Below are 18,484 nucleotides of genomic sequence, written 5' to 3'. Positions count from 1 at the left end.
AAAATGAATTATTTTGATAAAAAAAATAGAATTTTACTAAGAGAAATGGTGAAGACAGATTTTAAATTAAGGTATCAGGGAAGTTTGATTGGTCATTTGTGGTCAATCTTAAAGCCAATGATGCTCTTTACCATTATGTACCTTGTGTTTGTCAGATTTTTGCGCTTTGATGATGGCACACCCCATTATGCAGTAGGTTTACTACTTGGTATGGTTACGTGGAGCTTCTTTACAGAGGCGACTTCCATGGGAATGATGTCCATTGTTTCTCGTGGTGATTTATTACGGAAATTGAATTTTTCAAAAGAGATTATCGTTTTTTCATCGGTGATTGGTGCTGCAATTAATTATGGCATTAATCTTCTAGTTGTTTTTGTTTTTGCCTTAATCAATGGGGTACAACCATCGATTGGTTTTTTAATTGTCATCCCATTATTTATTGAATTATTCTTACTATCAGCTGGAATCTCTCTTATTTTATCTTCTCTTTTTGTTAAATTTAGAGATATTGGACCTATTTGGGAAGTCATCATGCAGGCTGGTATGTATGCAACACCGATTATTTACTCCTTAACTTTTATTTTACAAAGAGGTCAGGAGAAAATTGCTAAAATCATGATGCTCAACCCACTAGCTCAAATTATTCAAGATTTGAGACGTTTTATTGTTTTTTCTGGAAGTTTGAGAGGATGGGATCTGATTGGTCATAAGTGGATTGCTATGATTCCTTACATCTTACCCGTAATTGTATTCTTTATTGGATTGTGGGTATTTAGAAAAAATGCTAATCGTTTCGCGGAGATTCTATAATGTTAAATAAAAATATTGCGGTAAAAGTTGAACACGTTAGTAAGTACTTTAAGCTACCAACAGAAAGTACACAGAGTCTAAGGACAGCTCTAGTCAATCGTTTCCGAGGTATAAAGGGCTATAAAGAGCAACATGTGCTTCGAGATATTAATTTTGAAGTAGAAGAAGGCGACTTTTTTGGAATTGTTGGACGAAACGGTTCTGGAAAATCAACGTTATTAAAGATTATTTCTCAAATTTATACACCTGAAAAAGGAAATGTTACAGTCAATGGTAAAATGGTTTCTTTTATTGAACTTGGTGTTGGATTTAATCCGGAATTGACTGGTAAGGAAAATGTTTATCTCAATGGTGCCATGCTAGGTTTTACAACGGAAGAAATTGATGCCATGTACGATGATATCGTGGAGTTCGCTGAACTTAAGGACTTTATGAATCAAAAACTCAAAAACTATTCGAGTGGTATGCAGGTTAGATTAGCATTTTCGGTTGCTATTAAAGCTCAAGGAGATATTTTAATTCTTGATGAAGTCCTAGCTGTCGGTGACGAGGCTTTCCAAAGAAAATGTAATGACTACTTTCTAGAACGTAAGACTAGTGGAAAAACAACCATCCTTGTCACCCATGATATGGGAGCTGTGAAAAAATATTGCAGTAAAGCTATTCTCATCGAAGATGGTCTTATTAAAGCACAAGGAGAACCAGATGAAGTAGCTAATCAATACAGTTTTGACAATGCCAATCAGATAATGGAAAATGATGGTTCTGTAGTAGAGAAAATTGATGTAGACAATTTGAAGGTTACACTTTTAACGCCAGGTCAAATCGAGCCAGGAGCTTCGATAGAGTTTAGAATTAGCTATAGAGTCTTGGATAATATAGCCACTTATATAGCTTTTTCTCTGACAGATATTGATAGAAATTTTTGGATATATAACGACAATTCTATGGATTATATGACAGAAGGGACAGGAATAAAAGAGTGCACTTATAAATGTGTTATACCTAATGTTAATCAGTTAAAATTAAAGCTTCAAGTTTCCGTTAGAGATGACTCAGATAAAATGGTTGCTTTTGCTGATGCGAATAATACTCCAATAATTTTAATTAATAGAATTGATATTTCAAACGACGATATATCTGCTAAGGATTCTGCTACAGGGATGATTCAAAGGAATGGGGAGTGGAAATTTAAGTAATGGAACCAAGTGTTTCTGTAATTGTAACATGTTATAATCATGAAAAGTACATTGAACAATGTTTAAATAGTATTTTTCATCAAACCTTTACAAATTTTAGTTTAATAATAGTGAACGATGGTTCAACTGATCGGTCGGGTGAGTTGATTGAAGATATGATAGCAAATACCTGTTTTGAGCAGGCTATTAAATATATTGATAAAGAGAATGAAGGTTTAGTGATTACCAGAAATAGAGCACTAGAAATTATAGAAAGCGACTATTTCCTTTTTGTGGATAGTGATAACTATTTATCAGAGATGTATATTGAAAAGTTGATTCAAACTGCAGAGAGAGAGAATGCAGATATTGTTTATGGCAATTTAGTGAATCCTGATAATAATTCTGTTTATTTAAAAACAAAATCTTTTGATTTATTTGAATTATTTAAGGGAAATTTTATTGATTCTTGTTCACTAGTCAGAACTTCAATCTTAAAGGGAGTTACCTATGATTCGGAGCTAAATTATAAGAAGTTGGAAGACTATGATTTTTTCCTAAAGCTAATAGTTTCTAACGCTGCTATAGCTGTACCTTGTCATGAAGCCTATTTTTATTATAGAGTTCTAGAATCTTCTATGAGTCAAAGAAACGATTTAAAAGGATACTATACATTATATGCTTATATATTGAAGAAGCATATTTCAACTTTTCCTAAAGAAATTGGAAATGCGATAGACTATCATTTTGACCAATTAACAAATCTTGACATCGAAGGTTCTATAAAAAAAGAAAGCCTATCAGTTGTTGCCATTAATTCGAATCTGGAAGAAGAAATCTTGGTTGATAGAAAAATATTTTTCAATGACTCTATAACATTCGAAGTTCCGAGTGAAATAAATAAGTTAAGAATTCATATGTCAAATATTCCAAGTTTTTATCGTAGAATTTCTCTTACAACATCTAACTGTCAAACAGAGGTTTTACCTGTAAAAGCTAACGCTCATATAGACAATAATAGTTATGTCTTTTCTGATTTTTATCCATTTATTGAGTTTGATTTAACCCCATACTTAGATAAACAATTTGTTTTGGAGTATGAGCGATTTAATATTTCAGATATTACATCTGAGACATATATTGCTAATGAGTTAATAAAGGTTATTGAATCTAAAAATCAATCATTGGCAGAATCTGCTTCTTTACTATTAGAAAGTCAAAAAACTAATAATGATAGTCTACGACTTATGGAATTACAATCTGAATATGATGAACTCTTTCAAAAATACCACACTGTAATTGGTTCCCGCCGTTGGATTTTTCCAACTAAAATAATCAATTTTTTTAGGAGAAAAAAATGAAACGCTTATTGATTTACGTTCATTTTAATAAATATAATAGAATTTCAAATCATGTCTATTATCAATTAGAGAAAATGAGACCCCTATTTTCAAAGGTTATTTTTCTCTCTAATAGCCCTTTGGAAAGTTCTGATATTGATACATTAGTTGATAGTCAGTTAATTTCTCAATATCAACAACGAGAAAATAAAGGTTATGATTTCGCTGCCTGGCACGATGGTATGATGCTGGAAGGGTTTGAATCTTTAAAGACTTATGACTCGGTGACAGTCATGAATGATACTTGTTTTGGTCCTTTATGGGATATGTATCCTTATTATGAACGTTATGAAAATGATGATTCCGTTGATTTTTGGGGTATGACCAATCATCAAGGGATACAAGCAGGAAATATTTATATCAATGAGCACTTACAGTCTTACTTTATTTCATTTAAAAAACGTATGATTCAATCATCGGATTTCCAAAAATTTTGGAAATCCGTAGAATCATATGAAGATGTTCAAAAAGTAATTGACAACTATGAAACAATGTATACAAAACTCTTTGTTGAAGCAGGATTTAAGTATCAATCTGTACTAAACACACTGCCATTAAATAAAGATTTTTTCCATTCAAATTTTTCTATTCATTATCCTCATGTTTTAATTGATCATAAGGTACCATTTATAAAAATAAAGACTTTTGACCTAGTTCAGCACTTAGCACCTTATACAATACGTGCTATAGAAAAATCATCTAACTATCCCATTTCTTTGATTAATGAACATATGTCAAATGTTAGTTTACCAACTCCTCCTTACTTAATTGATCAAAAAGTCTTTAACACGACTGTTGCTTCCAATAAAACAATAGCACTAAATAAAAAAGTAGCTATTCATTTGCACACTTTCTATGTTGATTTATTAGAAGAGTTTTTACAATATTTTGAAGCATTTTCTTTTCATTATGATCTTTTTCTAACAACAGATAGTGATGAAAAAAAGAAAGAAATTCAAACTATTTTAGATAGCCTAGATAAAGTGGCTCAGGTTGTTGTTACAGGAAAAAAAGGTAGAGACATCATCCCGATGTTAAAGCTTAAAGAGCAACTGGCTTCTTACGATTATATTGGACATTTTCATACAAAAAAATCTCCGGAATACCCACACTGGGTTGGAGATTCATGGCGTCATGAGTTGAACCAGATGTTGATTCAGCCAGCGGATGGTTTACTTGATAAATTGGAGTCTCATGATAACATCGGACTTGTTATTGCTGATATACCATCATTTTTTAGATATACTAAAATTGTTGATCCATGGAATGAAAACCGTTTTGCACAAGATATGAATGATTTATGGCAAAGAATGGGAATGGAACGCCAGATTGATTTTGATAAGTTAGATACTTTCATCATGAGTTATGGTACATTTATTTGGTTTAAATATGATGCCTTAAAACCATTATTTGACTTAAATTTGACAGATGATGATATTCCTGCTGAGCCTCTACCTCAACACACCATTCTACATGCCATCGAACGTATTTTAGTATACTTGGCATGGAATCAACGTTATGACTATATCATTGCACAAAATACTGTTTATATTACACCTTTTGTTGATAATAATGTTTTAAATATTAGACCAGAGTTACTGCCTAATACCTATGTAAATTTTGATCATATTGGTGGTATCAAAGGTGCACTAAAATATATTTATCGTGGGCCAGGGAGTGCGATTAAGTATATATTGAGGAGGATTATTAAACGATAATATCATGAAGTTTAAGCAACAAACAATCCAAAATATCTTTTTTGGGGTAACTGGGATTTTTTCAATAATAATTCTTTCTGTATTTATTATTACTCAGTATGGTATTTCGGACACAAATGGTGAGTTACTATTATTACTGAATTCAATAAAGAATTTATTATTTCTTCCGACAGTATTATCCTATGTTTATATGATTTTTAAGATTCAAGATTTATTGAATTTTAAATCTATTTTTAAATTAATACTAGGTTATGCAATTGTCAATTTTATTTATTATTTTTTGCTAATAACGAGTAATATCAATAATCCTAACTTTCATATCACAAACTTTGATGAATATGTGTATGTAGATTTTAAAGCAATAGTAATTATTATTTCAATTGTTTTTTTATCGTGGGTATTGAATTGGTTTATAGATCATAAAAAACATTATAATAAAAGTAAATTATTCGATGAAGACTTTCAAATTGCTATATTATTGTTAATAGTTATTGTTGAAAAAACACAATTTTCGAAAGCGATTCTAGATTCAGTATCAGAATTTTTTTCTGAAAAGAATAATTTTTTGTATATTTTTCACTATTTTTTTAACATAACGTTAAGCATTGTTAGTTTATTATTTGTCATTTATATTTCTTTGAAAGCTCTAGGAAGTATTTCAAAAAATAAACCTACGGCTAGTTTGGCCTTGTCTATAAGTTTGTTATTGGCTGTAATATTTAACTATTTTATTCAGGAACCATTATCTATAAAAGAATTACTATTGGATAGATATATTTTTCCAGCGGCAACGTTATTCCAAATAATTATATTATCAGTTTTCTTTTTGCTTTCGTATGTCATTTTTAATCGATTTTTAATTGCTAGTTTTTTAAATATATTGATTGGAATAATTTTAGTAACTGCGAATTCTCTTAAATTTTCAATGAGGAACGAACCATTGTTAGTAACTGATCTAATCTGGATAAAGCAAATTGATGTCATTTTAGGATTTGTTAATAGTAGTATTTTAATTTATTCTATCATTGGGGTTTTGGTTACTATTATTCTTTATTTAATGTTATATAAAAGAATATTAGTGGGTAGAATATATAAATCTAAATTTAGTCGATTATTTCATTTACTAACTATTTTAAGCTTTATTTGTTTCATTAATCTGATATATTCAAATGTATCAGATGCCAAGGTAAAAGATGGAGTTCCTGTACTGTCTAAAGTTAATAATTGGTATGATATAAATTGGTTGGGATTTTCTAAAAATGCTACATACAAATCTCTAGCATATGTTTGGGTAAAGCAAATCACAAATCCAATTATGGATAAACCTAGAGGTTATGATTCTGATAAGATAGAGGAAATTGCCAAAAAATATGAAAATAGAGCTTCTCAAATTAATAAAGAAAGAACGAAAAATATAAAAGATACAACCTTAATTTATATTTTAAGTGAAAGTTTCTCTGATCCAAGTCGTGTAGATGGAGTAAATTTATCTCAAGATGTAATTCCCAAAATAAAATCAATAAAAGAGAGTACCACTAGTGGATTAATGCAGTCTGATGGGTATGGCGGTGGTACAGCTAATATGGAATTTCAAACTTTAACAAGTTTACCTTTATATAATTTTTCATCGACTGTTTCAACAATTTATACAGAAGTTGTTCCAAGATTAAATATTTTCCCATCAATAAGTGACCAATATACTCCACGAAATAGAATAGTAATTCATCCACAAAATGGAGCCAATTATATGCGAGATTCTGTATATAAAAAATTAAATTTTGAAAAATTTTATTCTTTAGCAAACACTGATAATATTTTACAAAATATATCATATCTAGGTGCAAACGTTAGTGATGAAAGTTTGTATCAAACTGTACTAGACAAAATCAAGCATAATGATGAAGAACAATTCTTTTCGGTTATTACTATGCAAAATCATGTTCCGTGGAGACTGGAGGAACCGGTTCAAATTTCAGGGATTGGACAAAACTTTAGTGATTCAGAAAATGATGAATTGAGCAGTTACGCAAGATTAATTAATGCTACAGATAATGCGACTTATGATTTTTTAAATGAGCTTTCAAAAATGGATAAAGACATCACGGTAGTTTTTTACGGAGATCATTTACCAAGTCTATATCCTGAAAAATCATTTGCTAAAAATAAAAAAAGTCAGTATCAAACAGACTATTTCATTTGGAATAATAAAGAAAATCAAAAGCTTACTTATCCCTTGGTCAATTCAAGTGATTTTTCTGCAGAGGTTCTAAAACATACAAATTCCAAAGTATCTCCATATTACGCATTAATGACAGATGTTCTAGATCATTCATCCATTGATAAGAAGGTTATAACGCAAGAACATAAAATAATAGCTGAAGACTTAAGACTTATTCAGTACGATTTGACTGAGGGTAAAGGATATCTGAAAAATTACAAATCCTTTTTTAGTGTCAAAGAATAATGGTGAAATTTAAATGAAAAGACAAATTGAAGAGTTTATAAAAAATAATAAAATAAAAGTATTAGTAATTTTCATTATTAATTTGATTGTAAATATTAACATTGGTTTAGTTAACTATCCATATATTGACGATATTGCTAGACAAAGACAAGGAATAGCTAATTTTATAGCGCATTACGCAAGGTATTTTAGTGAATATGCCTCTTGGACTTTTCAAGGGAATCGTCATTTAACTGACATGGGATTAACAACACATATCCTATCGGCTATTATAATGAGTTTAACAGCCTGCGTTGTTTTATATATACTAAATAGCAACAAATATATTTCTTGGTCTTCGACCATAGCAAGTATAATTATTGGTATTAATCCATGGTTTCTAGAAGTTCTTAGCTTTAGATTTGATAGTCCATATATCTGTTTGTCAGTTCTTGTATCTGTGATGCCATATATATTTTTAAAGAACGATAAAAAGTTATTATTTTTTTTAACTAGTGTTTTTGCTATTATCCTTATGTGTAATTCATATCAAGCATCGTCTGGGATCTATATTATTACACTTCTATCAATCATTTTTTTAAATTTAATACAAGGAAAATCTTTTTTAGGAGAAATAAAGAATACAGTTATTGCAGCTATGGCTTATACAACTGGTATGTTGTTTTATTTGATTCAAATGAGGTTTAATCCGCAACTTTTAGAACGTGGAGATAATACTAAGATTTCTTCGTTAAATAAATTAGTACCAACAATGGCTGAAAATTTAACGGTTTTCAAGGATACTGTTCGAAATCAGCTGGCTAATGTTTGGCTTTACTTAATTATCATTGCTCTGATAATTTTGATACTGCAGTCAATAAATGTTAGAGAAAAGAAGTTTTTAAAAAATTTATTGTATACTAGTTTTTACTTAGTAATGGGTTTTATTTTTAGTTACGGTGTTTATATTGCGGTATCAACGACCTTAGCTGATGATCGTCCAAGATATATATATGGATTTGGTTTCTTCCTCTCCTTAGTTTTAATCATATCAGGTATACTGCACATTTCTAGTAAAATTAAGATATTGAGAATTACTGCAGTAACATTGTTAGTATACTATCTATTTTCTTTTAGCTTAACTTATGCGAGTACATTATCTTATCAAAAAAATGAGTTTGAAAATCAATCAATACTATTAGCTGATGATTTATCGGATGTAGGTACAGAGACAGTGACTACAGTTTATATTAATAAATTTTTAAAGAATTCTGTTGTCTATGAAAATACGAAAATTAATTATCCAATCTTAGACGATTTAGTGCCTAATAATGAATTGTTATATTGGCCTAATTTTTTGTGGTTTAATTCAATAACTCATTTGGATATAAATTTTCAACCTAAGGATACTTCTGATTTAGGTGAAGAATATCAATTGGTATTATCAAAAAAATTCTATGATATCTTCAAAAAAGATGATGAGTTATTTATTAATATGAAGTAATAAATGTTTCTTATTTAGTTGCTGAAAGGTTGAGAGTAATATATTTTGAATTTAAGCCAGAGATTATATGAGGTTAATGTTAAAATATGACATAGTCAGTACGAAGGTTATGTACCAGTCAGTCTTAAGAAATAGGTAGGCTAAGCTTTCCGGAGACTTATTAGAAACTAGCCAGTGACTATGAAACGATATAAGCTAAGATTAGGTCAAAAGAAGTTGATATGTATTAGCCCGGATTATTGAACTATGGAAAAAGTTGATTTTATTGCTGTCCTTATGTTTTAAAATCCATTCACCATCTTTTCATTAGAGAGGATCTATTTCAAATTAGAACTATAAACTAGAAGACCTCCGGGTCTTCTTTTTTATCCTATTAACATGATATTTTACAAAAATACTCACAATGCAGTAATCGCTTGCATTGGTTGTGAAAAAATTCTATAATAATACAAATTATTAAGGAGGCTGTTATGATAAGGCGTATTAAACGTTTAGGATTGACGAAAAAGGTATTTTTAGGTGTTGGGGCTTTGACGTTATTAGTAGGTGGTTTTAGTGTCTACCAGATGTCGAGCACTAACCAGAGCACTGAAGCAGAGACGATGTATGAGACTGGTACAGTGACGAGTGGTAAAATTGCTTCATCAACCTTATTGTCTGGTAAGGTGGCAGCATTATCGGAGCAGTATGTTTATTATGATCATTCTAAGGGAAGTTCAGCTACTGTTACTGTTGAAGTTGGTCAACAAATTGGTAAAGGGCAACAACTGGTTCAGTATGATGCAACGAGTGCTCAGGCTGCCTATGATACGGCGGTTCGAAATCTAAATAAGGTAGGACGTCAGATTAACACGCTAAAAACTTATGGGACACAAACTACCACTCCCGTGGAAACACCGAGTGATCAAGAATCGGAAAATGCAGACTCTGCAACACGTCAGACGACAACAACACTGACAGCCGAACAAACCTATAATCAGCAAATGCAAGACTTGAATGATGCTTACGCTGATGCTGAAGCTGAGGTGACTAAAGCTCAAGAAGCATTGAACCAAACTGTTGTTTTGAGTGATGTGGATGGGACAGTTGTTGAAGTCAACCCTTCCATTGATCCATCCGCTAAAGAAAGTCAAACTCTTGTTCACGTTGCTACGCAAGGACAACTTCAGGTTAAAGGGTATTTGACGGAATATGATTTGGCTAATCTTAAAAAAGGTGACGAAGTCATTATAAAATCTAAGGTTTATCCAGATAAAAAATGGCAAGGGAAAATAAGCAGCATTTCAGACTACCCTGAACAATCAGCTGGTACAGCTGGTCCTTCTAATGGTGGAACAAATGGTGCTCAGTATGAGTATAAAGCTGATATTACCAGTGACCTAGCCGAATTGAAACAAGGATTTACAGTATCTGTAGAAGTGGTCAACAATAAGGAATCTCTTTTGGTGCCAACCTCAGCCATTGTTAGCTCAAAAGGAAAAGACTATGTTTGGCGTTATGATAAGCTAACCCAAAAAGTAGCCAAACAGGAAGTTGGGCTTGGTAAAGCGGATGCTAATTCCCAAGAAATTGTAACTGGCTTGGCAAAAGACGATCGCATTATCATGAATCCTGATAAGGATTTAAAAGCTGGTCAAAAGCTTAGCGATGATAAGCTCGTTGCTGAAGAGACTCCTAAAGCAGCTAGTGAGGAGAAATAGCCATGGAAGATAACAAGGTTTTAATGCAGTTAACAGGCATTACGAAGTCTTATCGGAATGGTGAACAAGAGTTACAGGTTTTAAAGGGAATTGATCTCACAGTGCGTGAAGGTGATTTTTTAGCCATTATGGGACCTTCCGGATCGGGGAAATCCACGTTGATGAATATTATCGGTCTTTTGGATAGACCTAGTTCAGGGAGTTATGATTTAGATGGACAGTCTGTATCGGGCTTGTCAAGCAAGGCACTGGCTAAGGTACGTAATCAAGAGATAGGGTTTGTTTTTCAACAATTTTTCCTACTCTCAAAGATGAATGCTTTGCAAAATGTTGAGCTTCCCTTAATTTACGGTGGTGTTGGCGTTAGTAAAAGAAAACAGCGGGCAAAGGAATTTTTAGAAAAAGTAGAGCTTGGTGATCGGACTAAACACTTACCGTCAGAATTATCGGGTGGACAGAAGCAGAGGGTCGCTATCGCACGCGCCTTGGTAAACAATCCAGCTATTATTTTAGCTGATGAACCGACGGGAGCTTTGGATACCAAAACAGGTAAGCAGATCATGGAACTACTTCAAACCTTAAATGATGAAGGAAAAACCATTATTATGGTTACTCATGAACCTGAGATTGCGGATTATGCGAAACGTAAGATTGTTATTCGAGATGGAGAAATGACACTTGATACGACAGGTAGTGTGCGAATAGATTAGGAGGAAAGTGTGGAAAATTGGAAATTCGCTTTTAGTTCAATACTTAGCCATAAAATGCGTTCCTTCTTGACCATGTTGGGAATTATTATCGGAGTGGCAGCAGTTGTTATCATCATGGGACTTGGAAATGCGATGAAAAAAAGTGTTTCGGATAGTTTCACTGGGGATCAAAAACAAGTTAGGTTATATTATAAAGAAAAAGGTGAGGAAGATGATCCTTATGCAGCCTTTTTTGGTGGAGGAACAGCAGAAAAGCCAATTCAAACGGAGTGGTTAGATCAGGTTGTTGCTTCTATTCCAGGAATTGATTCTTATTTTGTGACCAATTCAGCCAATGGAAAACTATCCTATCGTAAAAAAGAGCTAAAAGATGCCATGATTACTGGCGTTAGTCAAAATTATTTTACTGTTAAAAATTATGATATTGTTGCCGGTCGACAATTTCAAGATGAAGATTACAGTCACTTTTCCAGAATTATTATGATTGATACGGTTATGTCGGATCAATTATTCGGTAAAAAAAATTATAAACAAGCGTTAAATAAGATCGTAACGGTTGGAGATAAGGACTATCTGGTAATAGGTGTTTTTAAGGCTTCAAATGATTCTATGTCTATGGCAGGTATCAATGGAACAGCTGTTATGACTAATACTCAAGTGGCGCAAGAATTTCAAATGGATGAGGTTGGAGAAATCTTCATTCATGTTGATGATGTGACCGAAAGTCAGACTTTAGGTCAGCTAGCTGGTCAAGAGCTGACCAAGTTGTCACAGGTTCGAAATGGCAAATATGTTGTGGCAGATAATAGTGCTATTTTGAATGATATTAATCGAGAATTTGGAATAATGACAACCGTTATCGGTGCTATTGCGGGTATCTCTCTCTTAGTGGGTGGTATTGGCGTGATGAACATCATGTTGGTATCTGTTACTGAGCGAACACGTGAGATTGGTCTTAGAAAAGCATTGGGCGCCACCCGTCGAAATATCCTAACACAATTTTTGATTGAAGCTGTCGTATTAACGATTTTAGGTGGTTGTCTGGGGCTTTTATTAGCCTTTCTAGCAGTCGGAAGTTTAGGTGCTGCAATGCGTTTACCAGATGCGACTGTCTCATTAAATGTTGCCTTTGTAGCTATTAGTTTCTCAGCATTTATCGGTATCGTCTTTGGATTGCTTCCAGCTAATAAAGCCAGTCAGTTAGATCCAATCGAGGCACTGCGTTATGAGTAGTCACAAAAGAACAACTCGTTCCTTAGTTAAAGTACTTTCTACGATTATACTGATTTTATCTTGGATTTTTGTTTACTTTCTGGTAGTTAATTTAGATATTATTGAGAATCCTGATGCCTTGCAGAAACTGATTAGCAAGGATTTAGTGCTAGGAGCAATTTTGTTTTTTGGCTTGCAAGTATTGCAAGTCTTAATAGCTCCTATTCCAGGGGGCATTATTACAGTTGTAGGTATTTTAGCATTTGGTCCTATTTTTGGTTTTTTGTTGAATTATCTGGGTATTCTTTTAGGTAGTCTACTGTTATTTCGCCTTGTTAGAGCATACGGACGTTCGGCTGTTTACTTAATGATTGCCGAAGAGAAATTATCTGTCTATGAAGATCGATTTTTTGGTAACTCTTTTCATAAGTTAGTTACTATAGTGATGCTTGCTCCAATTGGACCGGCTGATATCACTGTTATGTTGGCAGGTTTGAGTAAGATAAGTGAGAAGAAGATGATGACCATCTTAGCCCTTTGTCGTCCGGTATCGATTATTTCATATAGTCTCTTTTGGATTTATGGAAGTTATTGGTTAGAGCGCCTCTTTGGTTTTTAAGCTTCTTTAGATGAGTGTAAGGGTTTTCTTTTTTTGGTTTGATATTTCTAGTCTTTCTGATAAAATAATACTAAGTTAAAAAAATGTGAAGGAGGATTCAAATCAAATGGTGACTATTTCATTTAAAGCAGATGAGAATCGTTCAATTGCTCTTGATGAAAACACAGAAATTGGCGAGTGTACCTATCAGATATCTGATGGTATTTGGATTATCAACCATACCTTTGTCGAACCTGAGTATGGAGGGCAAGGTATTGCAAAACAGCTTGTTGAGAAAATTATTTGGCAGGCGCGTGAAGCAAATACCAAAGTATCAGCTACTTGTTCCTACGCTATCAATTTGTTTAACAAGACAGACGATTATAATGATGTCCTTATCGACGATTAAGGGCAGTTATCATAGAAGTGCTTAAAAGAACCAATCCCCTCTCACTATAAGATTCTGGTATTTTGCCGAATGTTTTGAGAAAGGGGATTAGTTTTAGTTTTTCTTATATGCTATATCATACAGGAGCGAGGTCTTATCTATACAGGTTTACCTTAATATTGGCAGTTTACTTTTGTAGAGGATTGTCTTTACGAATAGTCAGGTTTTGAATGCTCTTGTCTTATTGATATCATTTAAAGAGTTCTATTAGGGGGAGCTGTGATAAAAAGCGCTTAATAGGCTTTTTATTTTTAGTTAATAATAGTAAAAATGTTTTGATTTTGTTATACTATACATAAATCTGACCATTCTAACTTTTGTAAGGTGTGGTCAATGATAGCGTTTTAACTAACTATTGACACGTTTAAGGTTAATAGGAATACTAACAAGGAGATAAGGATGAGCGATAAGCCAATTATTGAATTTAAAAATGTCAGAAAAATATACGGAGATAATGTTGCTGTTGATACAGCCAATCTATCTGTTACTGCCGGGGAATTTATTTGTTTCATTGGGACCAGTGGTTCTGGAAAGACAACCTTGATGAGGATGATTAACCGTATGTTGAAACCGTCTGAGGGGAATATCTATTTTGAAGGAAAGGATATTTCTAGCATCAATCCTATTCACCTACGCCGTAAGATTGGTTATGTGATTCAAAATATTGGTCTGATGCCCCATATGACTATTTATGAAAATATTACCCTGGTCCCTAAACTTCTCAAATGGTCTGAAGATAAGAAAAAAGCTAAAGCTAAAGAATTGATTAAACTGGTGGAACTACCTGAAGAATTTTTAAATCGTTACCCTTCGGAGTTATCAGGTGGCCAGCAACAACGGATAGGTGTGATTCGTGCCCTGGCAGCCGATCAGGATGTTATCTTGATGGATGAGCCTTTTGGTGCGCTTGATCCTATCACGCGTGAGGGGATTCAAGATCTTGTTAAAACTCTCCAAGAAAAGATGGGGAAAACCATTATTTTAGTCACTCATGATATGGACGAAGCTTTGAAATTAGCCAGTCGCATTGTGGTCATGGATAATGGTCAGATGGTTCAAGTAGGGACACCAGATGATATTCTCCACCATCCAGCAACAGAGTTTGTTGAAAAAATGATTGGTGAGGAACGCTTGATGCACGCTCAAATGGATATCACACCAGTTAAATCCATAATGTTAAAGGATCCTGTTTCGATTACTGCTGACCAGCCGATTTCGGATGCCATTACACTTATGAGACAACGTCGTGTAGATACCTTGTTGGTCACTGAAGATAGGAAGCTAATTGGCTTTATTGATTTAGAGTCAATTACTAATCAATATCGTAAAAATCTCTTAGTGTCTGATATTCTTCAAAAAGAGGTCTTTAAAATTAGAGAAGATGCTCTGTTACGCGATGCTTCTCAAAAAATTCTCAAACGTGGTTTAAAGTACGTCCCTGTTGTTGATGAGCAAAACCATCTTACAGGGATTGTCACTAGATCAGCCCTTGTTGATATGATGTATGATGTTATTTGGGGTTCACAAGAAGAGGAGGGAGACTAAAATGAATGAGATTAATGCTTTTTTATCCCAGTATGGCTGGCAGCTCCTTCAAAAAACTTGGGAACAAATTTACATTTCAGTAATAGCGCTTGCTCTTGGTATTTTAGTAGCAGTTCCTATTGGTATCGTTTTGACTCGGCATCCAAAATTAGCTAAGGTAATTATTGGTTTAGCCAGTATGCTACAAACGATTCCCAGTTTGGCTTTGTTAGCGATGATGATTCCCTTATTTGGGGTAGGTAAATTACCAGCTATCTTTGCTCTTTTTATTTATTCGCTATTACCAATTTTGAGGAACACTTATATCGGTCTTGAAAATGTTAGTCCCGTTTTGAAAGATAGTGCTAAAGGAATGGGGATGAAGCCTAGTCAGTCAATATTGCAGGTAGAATTGCCTTTGGCTATGCCAGTTATTATGACAGGAATTAGACTTTCAGCTATTTATGTTATTGCTTGGGCAGCCTTGGCTTCTTATGTTGGTGCCGGTGGTTTAGGGGATTTGATTTTCAGTGGTTTGAGTTTATTCCAGCCTCCATTAATTATAGGGGGTACCATTCCAGTCATCTTACTCTCTCTAATGGCTGATTTTCTTCTTGGTAAGTTAGAAATTGCTTTAACACCGAAACAGAAGAGGGAGGTAGTATAGAATGAGAAAAAAAGAGAGATTATTAGCTTGTTTTGGAGTTGTATCGCTCTTGTTTTTGGCCTCTTGTAGCCTTATGAGAGGGACTCAAGGAACAACTGTTAAAATTGCTGCTCAAAATACGACTGAATCAAGTATTATGGCTAACATGATTGTTCAATTAATTGAGCATGAATCAGATAACCAGGCCAAACTAGTGTCTAATTTGGGATCATCAAGTGTCGCTCATGAAGCTTTATTACGTGGTGATGCTGATATTGCGGCAACTCGCTATACTGGAACAGATATTACTGGCGCTCTGGGGATGAAACCAACCAAAGACCCAGAAAAAGCTTCTAAAATTGTCAAAAAAGAGTTTACGAAACGGTTTGATCAAACCTGGTTTCCAACTTATGGCTTTGCCAACACCTATGCCTTTATGGTGACAGAAGACTATGCCAAAAAACATCATCTAGAAAACATTTCTGATTTGCGCCAGGTAGTTGATAAAGCCAAGGCAGGTGTTGATAGTACTTGGATGACACGGGAAGGCGATGGTTACAAAGAGTTCACTAACACCTATGGTTTTTCATTTAAGAGCATTTATCCAATGCAAATTGGACTAGTCTACAATGCCGTTGAAAGTGGAAAGATGGATGCTGTTCTTGGTTATTCAACAGATGGGCGCATCCCTAGCTATGATTTGACTATTTTAAATGATGATAAGCAGTTTTTCCCACCTTATGAAGCCTCAATGGTTGTGAATAATCAGCTCTTACGAGATCATCCTGAATTGGAGAAGCTCTTACACCGTTTAGATGATAAAATTGATCTTGAAACGATGCAAAAGTTGAATTATCAAGTCGATGATCGCTTACTAGAGCCGTCGGTGGTAGCAAAAGAATTTTTGGAAAAACATGATTATTTTAGAGAGGAGAATGATTAAATGAATGAAATGTCTACCTTGGAACAATTCTTCTATTATTTTAGTCAGAATGGCTCTTACATTCTTTCTCAATTTCTAAGTCATTTTTTGATTTCTATTTACGGTGTTTTATTGGCTTCTGTTGTGGGGATTCCTCTTGGCATTATAATCGCTAGAAAACGTCGCCTGCGTGGCTTTGTTATGGGGGTTGCTAATGTCTTACAAACAATTCCGTCTTTAGCTATGATTTCTATTATCATGTTAGCACTTGGCTTAGGAACCAAAACAGTTGTTGCAACAGTGTTCTTGTATTCTCTCTTGCCGATTATTAGTAATACCTATGCTGGTATTGCTAATGTTAACGATGATTTGGTAGATGCTGCCAAAGGGATGGGAATGACTAAGAAACAACGTCTTTTTATGGTAGAATTACCGCTTTCTTTATCAGTTATTATGGCTGGTTTAAGAAATGCTCTTGTCGTTGCAGTTGGGATTACAGCCATCGGTGCTTTTGTTGGTGGTGGAGGTCTCGGGGATATCATTGTCCGAGGTACTAATGCCACAAATGGAGGGGCGATTATTCTAGCAGGCTCTTTACCAACAGCTGTTATGGCAATTTTATCTGATATAGGTTTAGGGGCTCTTCAGCGTTTCCTTGAACCTAAAGGATAAGCTTTAAACTGGTGTTGGTATGATATTGAAATGCTGTCAAGAAAAAAACTTGACACCATGAAATTACTCTGCTATACTAATTAAGGTAAAGCAGTAGGAGTGTTCTTTCTGCTGATCCAAATATTAACATAAAAGAAAAGAGATTTAAAAAATGGCAGTAAAAATCCGTTTAACTCGTATGGGTTCTAAAAAGAAACCTTTCTACCGTATCAACGTTGCAGACTCACGTGCTCCACGTGATGGACGTTTCATCGAAACAGTTGGAACATACAACCCACTTGTAACTGAAAACCAAGTAACTCTTAAAGAAGATCGTATCCTTGACTGGTTGTCAAAAGGTGCACAACCTTCAGATACCGTTCGTAACATCCTTTCACGTGAAGGCGTTATGACTAAATTCCACGAGTCAAAATACTCTAAATAATTAAATGCCTATGGACACCATTGAAAATCTTATTATTGCTATTGTGAAACCTTTGATTTCACAACCGGATCACTTAACGATTAAAATTCAGGATACGCCTGAGTACTTAGAATATCATCTTGATTTGGATGCCAGCGACATTGGTCGTATTATCGGGAAAAAAGGTCGCACAATTATGGCCATAAGATCGATTGTCTATTCGGTGCCCGTTCAAGGTAAAAAAGTTAGACTTGTTATTGATGAAAAATAAGTCAATTTTTTCTGCAAAAACTATTGACAAGATTTGAAAAAATCGATAAAATAGTTTTTGTTGTTTTGGGGTATAGCCAAGCGGTAAGGCAAGGGACTTTGACTCCCTCATGCGTTGGTTCGAATCCAGCTACCCCAGTAAAGTAGGATTATTCTACTTTAGAATTAGTATTACTAATCTATAATGGTCCGTTGGTCAAGGGGTTAAGACACCGCCTTTTCACGGCGGTAACACGGGTTCGAATCCCGTACGGACTATTCTTAAAGAGAGCATTTGCTCTCTTTTTTGGGCTCTTCGTCAACTGTAGTGGGTTGATGTCAGCTAT

General features: G+C 34.0%; 17 protein-coding genes and 2 tRNA genes. All 19 read left to right on the top strand.

Annotated features, from left to right (window positions below; translation table 11 throughout):
* Window positions 1–3: 3 nt before the first annotated feature.
* A complete protein-coding gene (locus ACMZ6U_RS01370; RefSeq protein ID WP_416105881.1) occupies window positions 4–810 on the top strand; it encodes an ABC transporter permease in 807 nt (268 codons plus the stop codon).
* Window positions 810–2,009 carry an ABC transporter ATP-binding protein gene (locus tag ACMZ6U_RS01365; protein WP_416105880.1) on the top strand — a complete coding sequence of 400 codons (1,200 nt, stop codon included), beginning with the start codon at window positions 810–812 and terminating at the stop codon, window positions 2,007–2,009. Before ACMZ6U_RS01370 ends, ACMZ6U_RS01365 begins: the two co-directional genes overlap by 1 nt.
* Complete coding sequence (locus ACMZ6U_RS01360) at window positions 2,009–3,349, top strand: glycosyltransferase family 2 protein (protein ID WP_416105879.1); 1,341 nt, start codon at window positions 2,009–2,011, stop codon at window positions 3,347–3,349. Before ACMZ6U_RS01365 ends, ACMZ6U_RS01360 begins: the two co-directional genes overlap by 1 nt.
* On the top strand, window positions 3,346–5,106 hold the full coding sequence (locus tag ACMZ6U_RS01355) for a rhamnan synthesis F family protein (protein ID WP_416105878.1): 1,761 nt from the start codon (window positions 3,346–3,348) through the stop codon (window positions 5,104–5,106). The genes ACMZ6U_RS01360 and ACMZ6U_RS01355 overlap by 4 nt, the downstream gene beginning before the upstream one ends.
* A 4-nt stretch (window positions 5,107–5,110) precedes the next feature.
* Window positions 5,111–7,570 carry an LTA synthase family protein gene (locus ACMZ6U_RS01350; protein ID WP_416105877.1) on the top strand — a complete coding sequence of 820 codons (2,460 nt, stop codon included), beginning with the start codon at window positions 5,111–5,113 and terminating at the stop codon, window positions 7,568–7,570.
* Window positions 7,571–7,583: 13 nt separating this feature from the next.
* Window positions 7,584–9,053 carry a glucosyltransferase domain-containing protein gene (locus tag ACMZ6U_RS01345; RefSeq protein WP_416105876.1) on the top strand — a complete coding sequence of 490 codons (1,470 nt, stop codon included), beginning with the start codon at window positions 7,584–7,586 and terminating at the stop codon, window positions 9,051–9,053.
* A gap of 470 nt (window positions 9,054–9,523) precedes the next feature.
* The gene (locus ACMZ6U_RS01340) at window positions 9,524–10,753 is read left to right on the top strand and encodes an efflux RND transporter periplasmic adaptor subunit (protein WP_416105875.1); all 1,230 of its coding nucleotides are present in this window, start codon (window positions 9,524–9,526) and stop codon (window positions 10,751–10,753) included.
* Between the two features lie 2 nt (window positions 10,754–10,755).
* A complete protein-coding gene (locus ACMZ6U_RS01335) occupies window positions 10,756–11,463 on the top strand; it encodes an ABC transporter ATP-binding protein (RefSeq protein ID WP_316606558.1) in 708 nt (235 codons plus the stop codon).
* 9 nt (window positions 11,464–11,472) lie between these two features.
* On the top strand, window positions 11,473–12,696 hold the full coding sequence (locus ACMZ6U_RS01330; RefSeq protein WP_416105874.1) for an ABC transporter permease: 1,224 nt from the start codon (window positions 11,473–11,475) through the stop codon (window positions 12,694–12,696).
* Window positions 12,689–13,294 (top strand): TVP38/TMEM64 family protein, encoded by a 606-nt coding sequence (locus ACMZ6U_RS01325; protein WP_416105873.1) that lies wholly within the window; start codon window positions 12,689–12,691, stop codon window positions 13,292–13,294. The genes ACMZ6U_RS01330 and ACMZ6U_RS01325 overlap by 8 nt, the downstream gene beginning before the upstream one ends.
* 106 nt (window positions 13,295–13,400) lie before the next feature.
* Entirely contained in the window at window positions 13,401–13,682 is a 282-nt protein-coding gene (locus ACMZ6U_RS01320) for a GNAT family N-acetyltransferase (protein ID WP_416105872.1), read from the top strand.
* Window positions 13,683–14,120: 438 nt separating this feature from the next.
* Entirely contained in the window at window positions 14,121–15,266 is a 1,146-nt protein-coding gene (locus tag ACMZ6U_RS01315) for a betaine/proline/choline family ABC transporter ATP-binding protein (RefSeq protein ID WP_416105871.1), read from the top strand.
* Between the two features lie 10 nt (window positions 15,267–15,276).
* On the top strand, window positions 15,277–15,912 hold the full coding sequence (locus ACMZ6U_RS01310; RefSeq protein ID WP_416105911.1) for an ABC transporter permease: 636 nt from the start codon (window positions 15,277–15,279) through the stop codon (window positions 15,910–15,912).
* A 1-nt stretch (window position 15,913) separates the two neighbouring features.
* Entirely contained in the window at window positions 15,914–16,834 is a 921-nt protein-coding gene (locus tag ACMZ6U_RS01305; RefSeq protein WP_416105870.1) for an osmoprotectant ABC transporter substrate-binding protein, read from the top strand.
* On the top strand, window positions 16,835–17,485 hold the full coding sequence (locus tag ACMZ6U_RS01300; protein WP_416105869.1) for an ABC transporter permease: 651 nt from the start codon (window positions 16,835–16,837) through the stop codon (window positions 17,483–17,485).
* Between the two features lie 151 nt (window positions 17,486–17,636).
* Window positions 17,637–17,909: a 30S ribosomal protein S16 gene (gene rpsP / locus ACMZ6U_RS01295; protein WP_104967557.1), complete on the top strand. Its 273-nt coding sequence runs from the start codon at window positions 17,637–17,639 to the stop codon at window positions 17,907–17,909.
* 10 nt (window positions 17,910–17,919) lie between these two features.
* Window positions 17,920–18,159 (top strand): KH domain-containing protein, encoded by a 240-nt coding sequence (locus ACMZ6U_RS01290; RefSeq protein WP_029691099.1) that lies wholly within the window; start codon window positions 17,920–17,922, stop codon window positions 18,157–18,159.
* A gap of 66 nt (window positions 18,160–18,225) precedes the next feature.
* Window positions 18,226–18,297: transfer RNA gene (locus ACMZ6U_RS01285), tRNA-Gln, on the top strand.
* A 47-nt stretch (window positions 18,298–18,344) separates the two neighbouring features.
* A tRNA-Glu gene (locus ACMZ6U_RS01280) sits at window positions 18,345–18,416 on the top strand.
* Window positions 18,417–18,484: the final 68 nt, after the last annotated feature.

The sequence above is a fragment of the Streptococcus pluranimalium genome, assembly GCF_047785745.1.
Lineage (GTDB): Bacteria > Bacillota > Bacilli > Lactobacillales > Streptococcaceae > Streptococcus > Streptococcus pluranimalium_B.
Note: the sequence above shows the minus strand (reverse complement) of the source record. Positions and strands in the feature narration are given on the sequence as shown.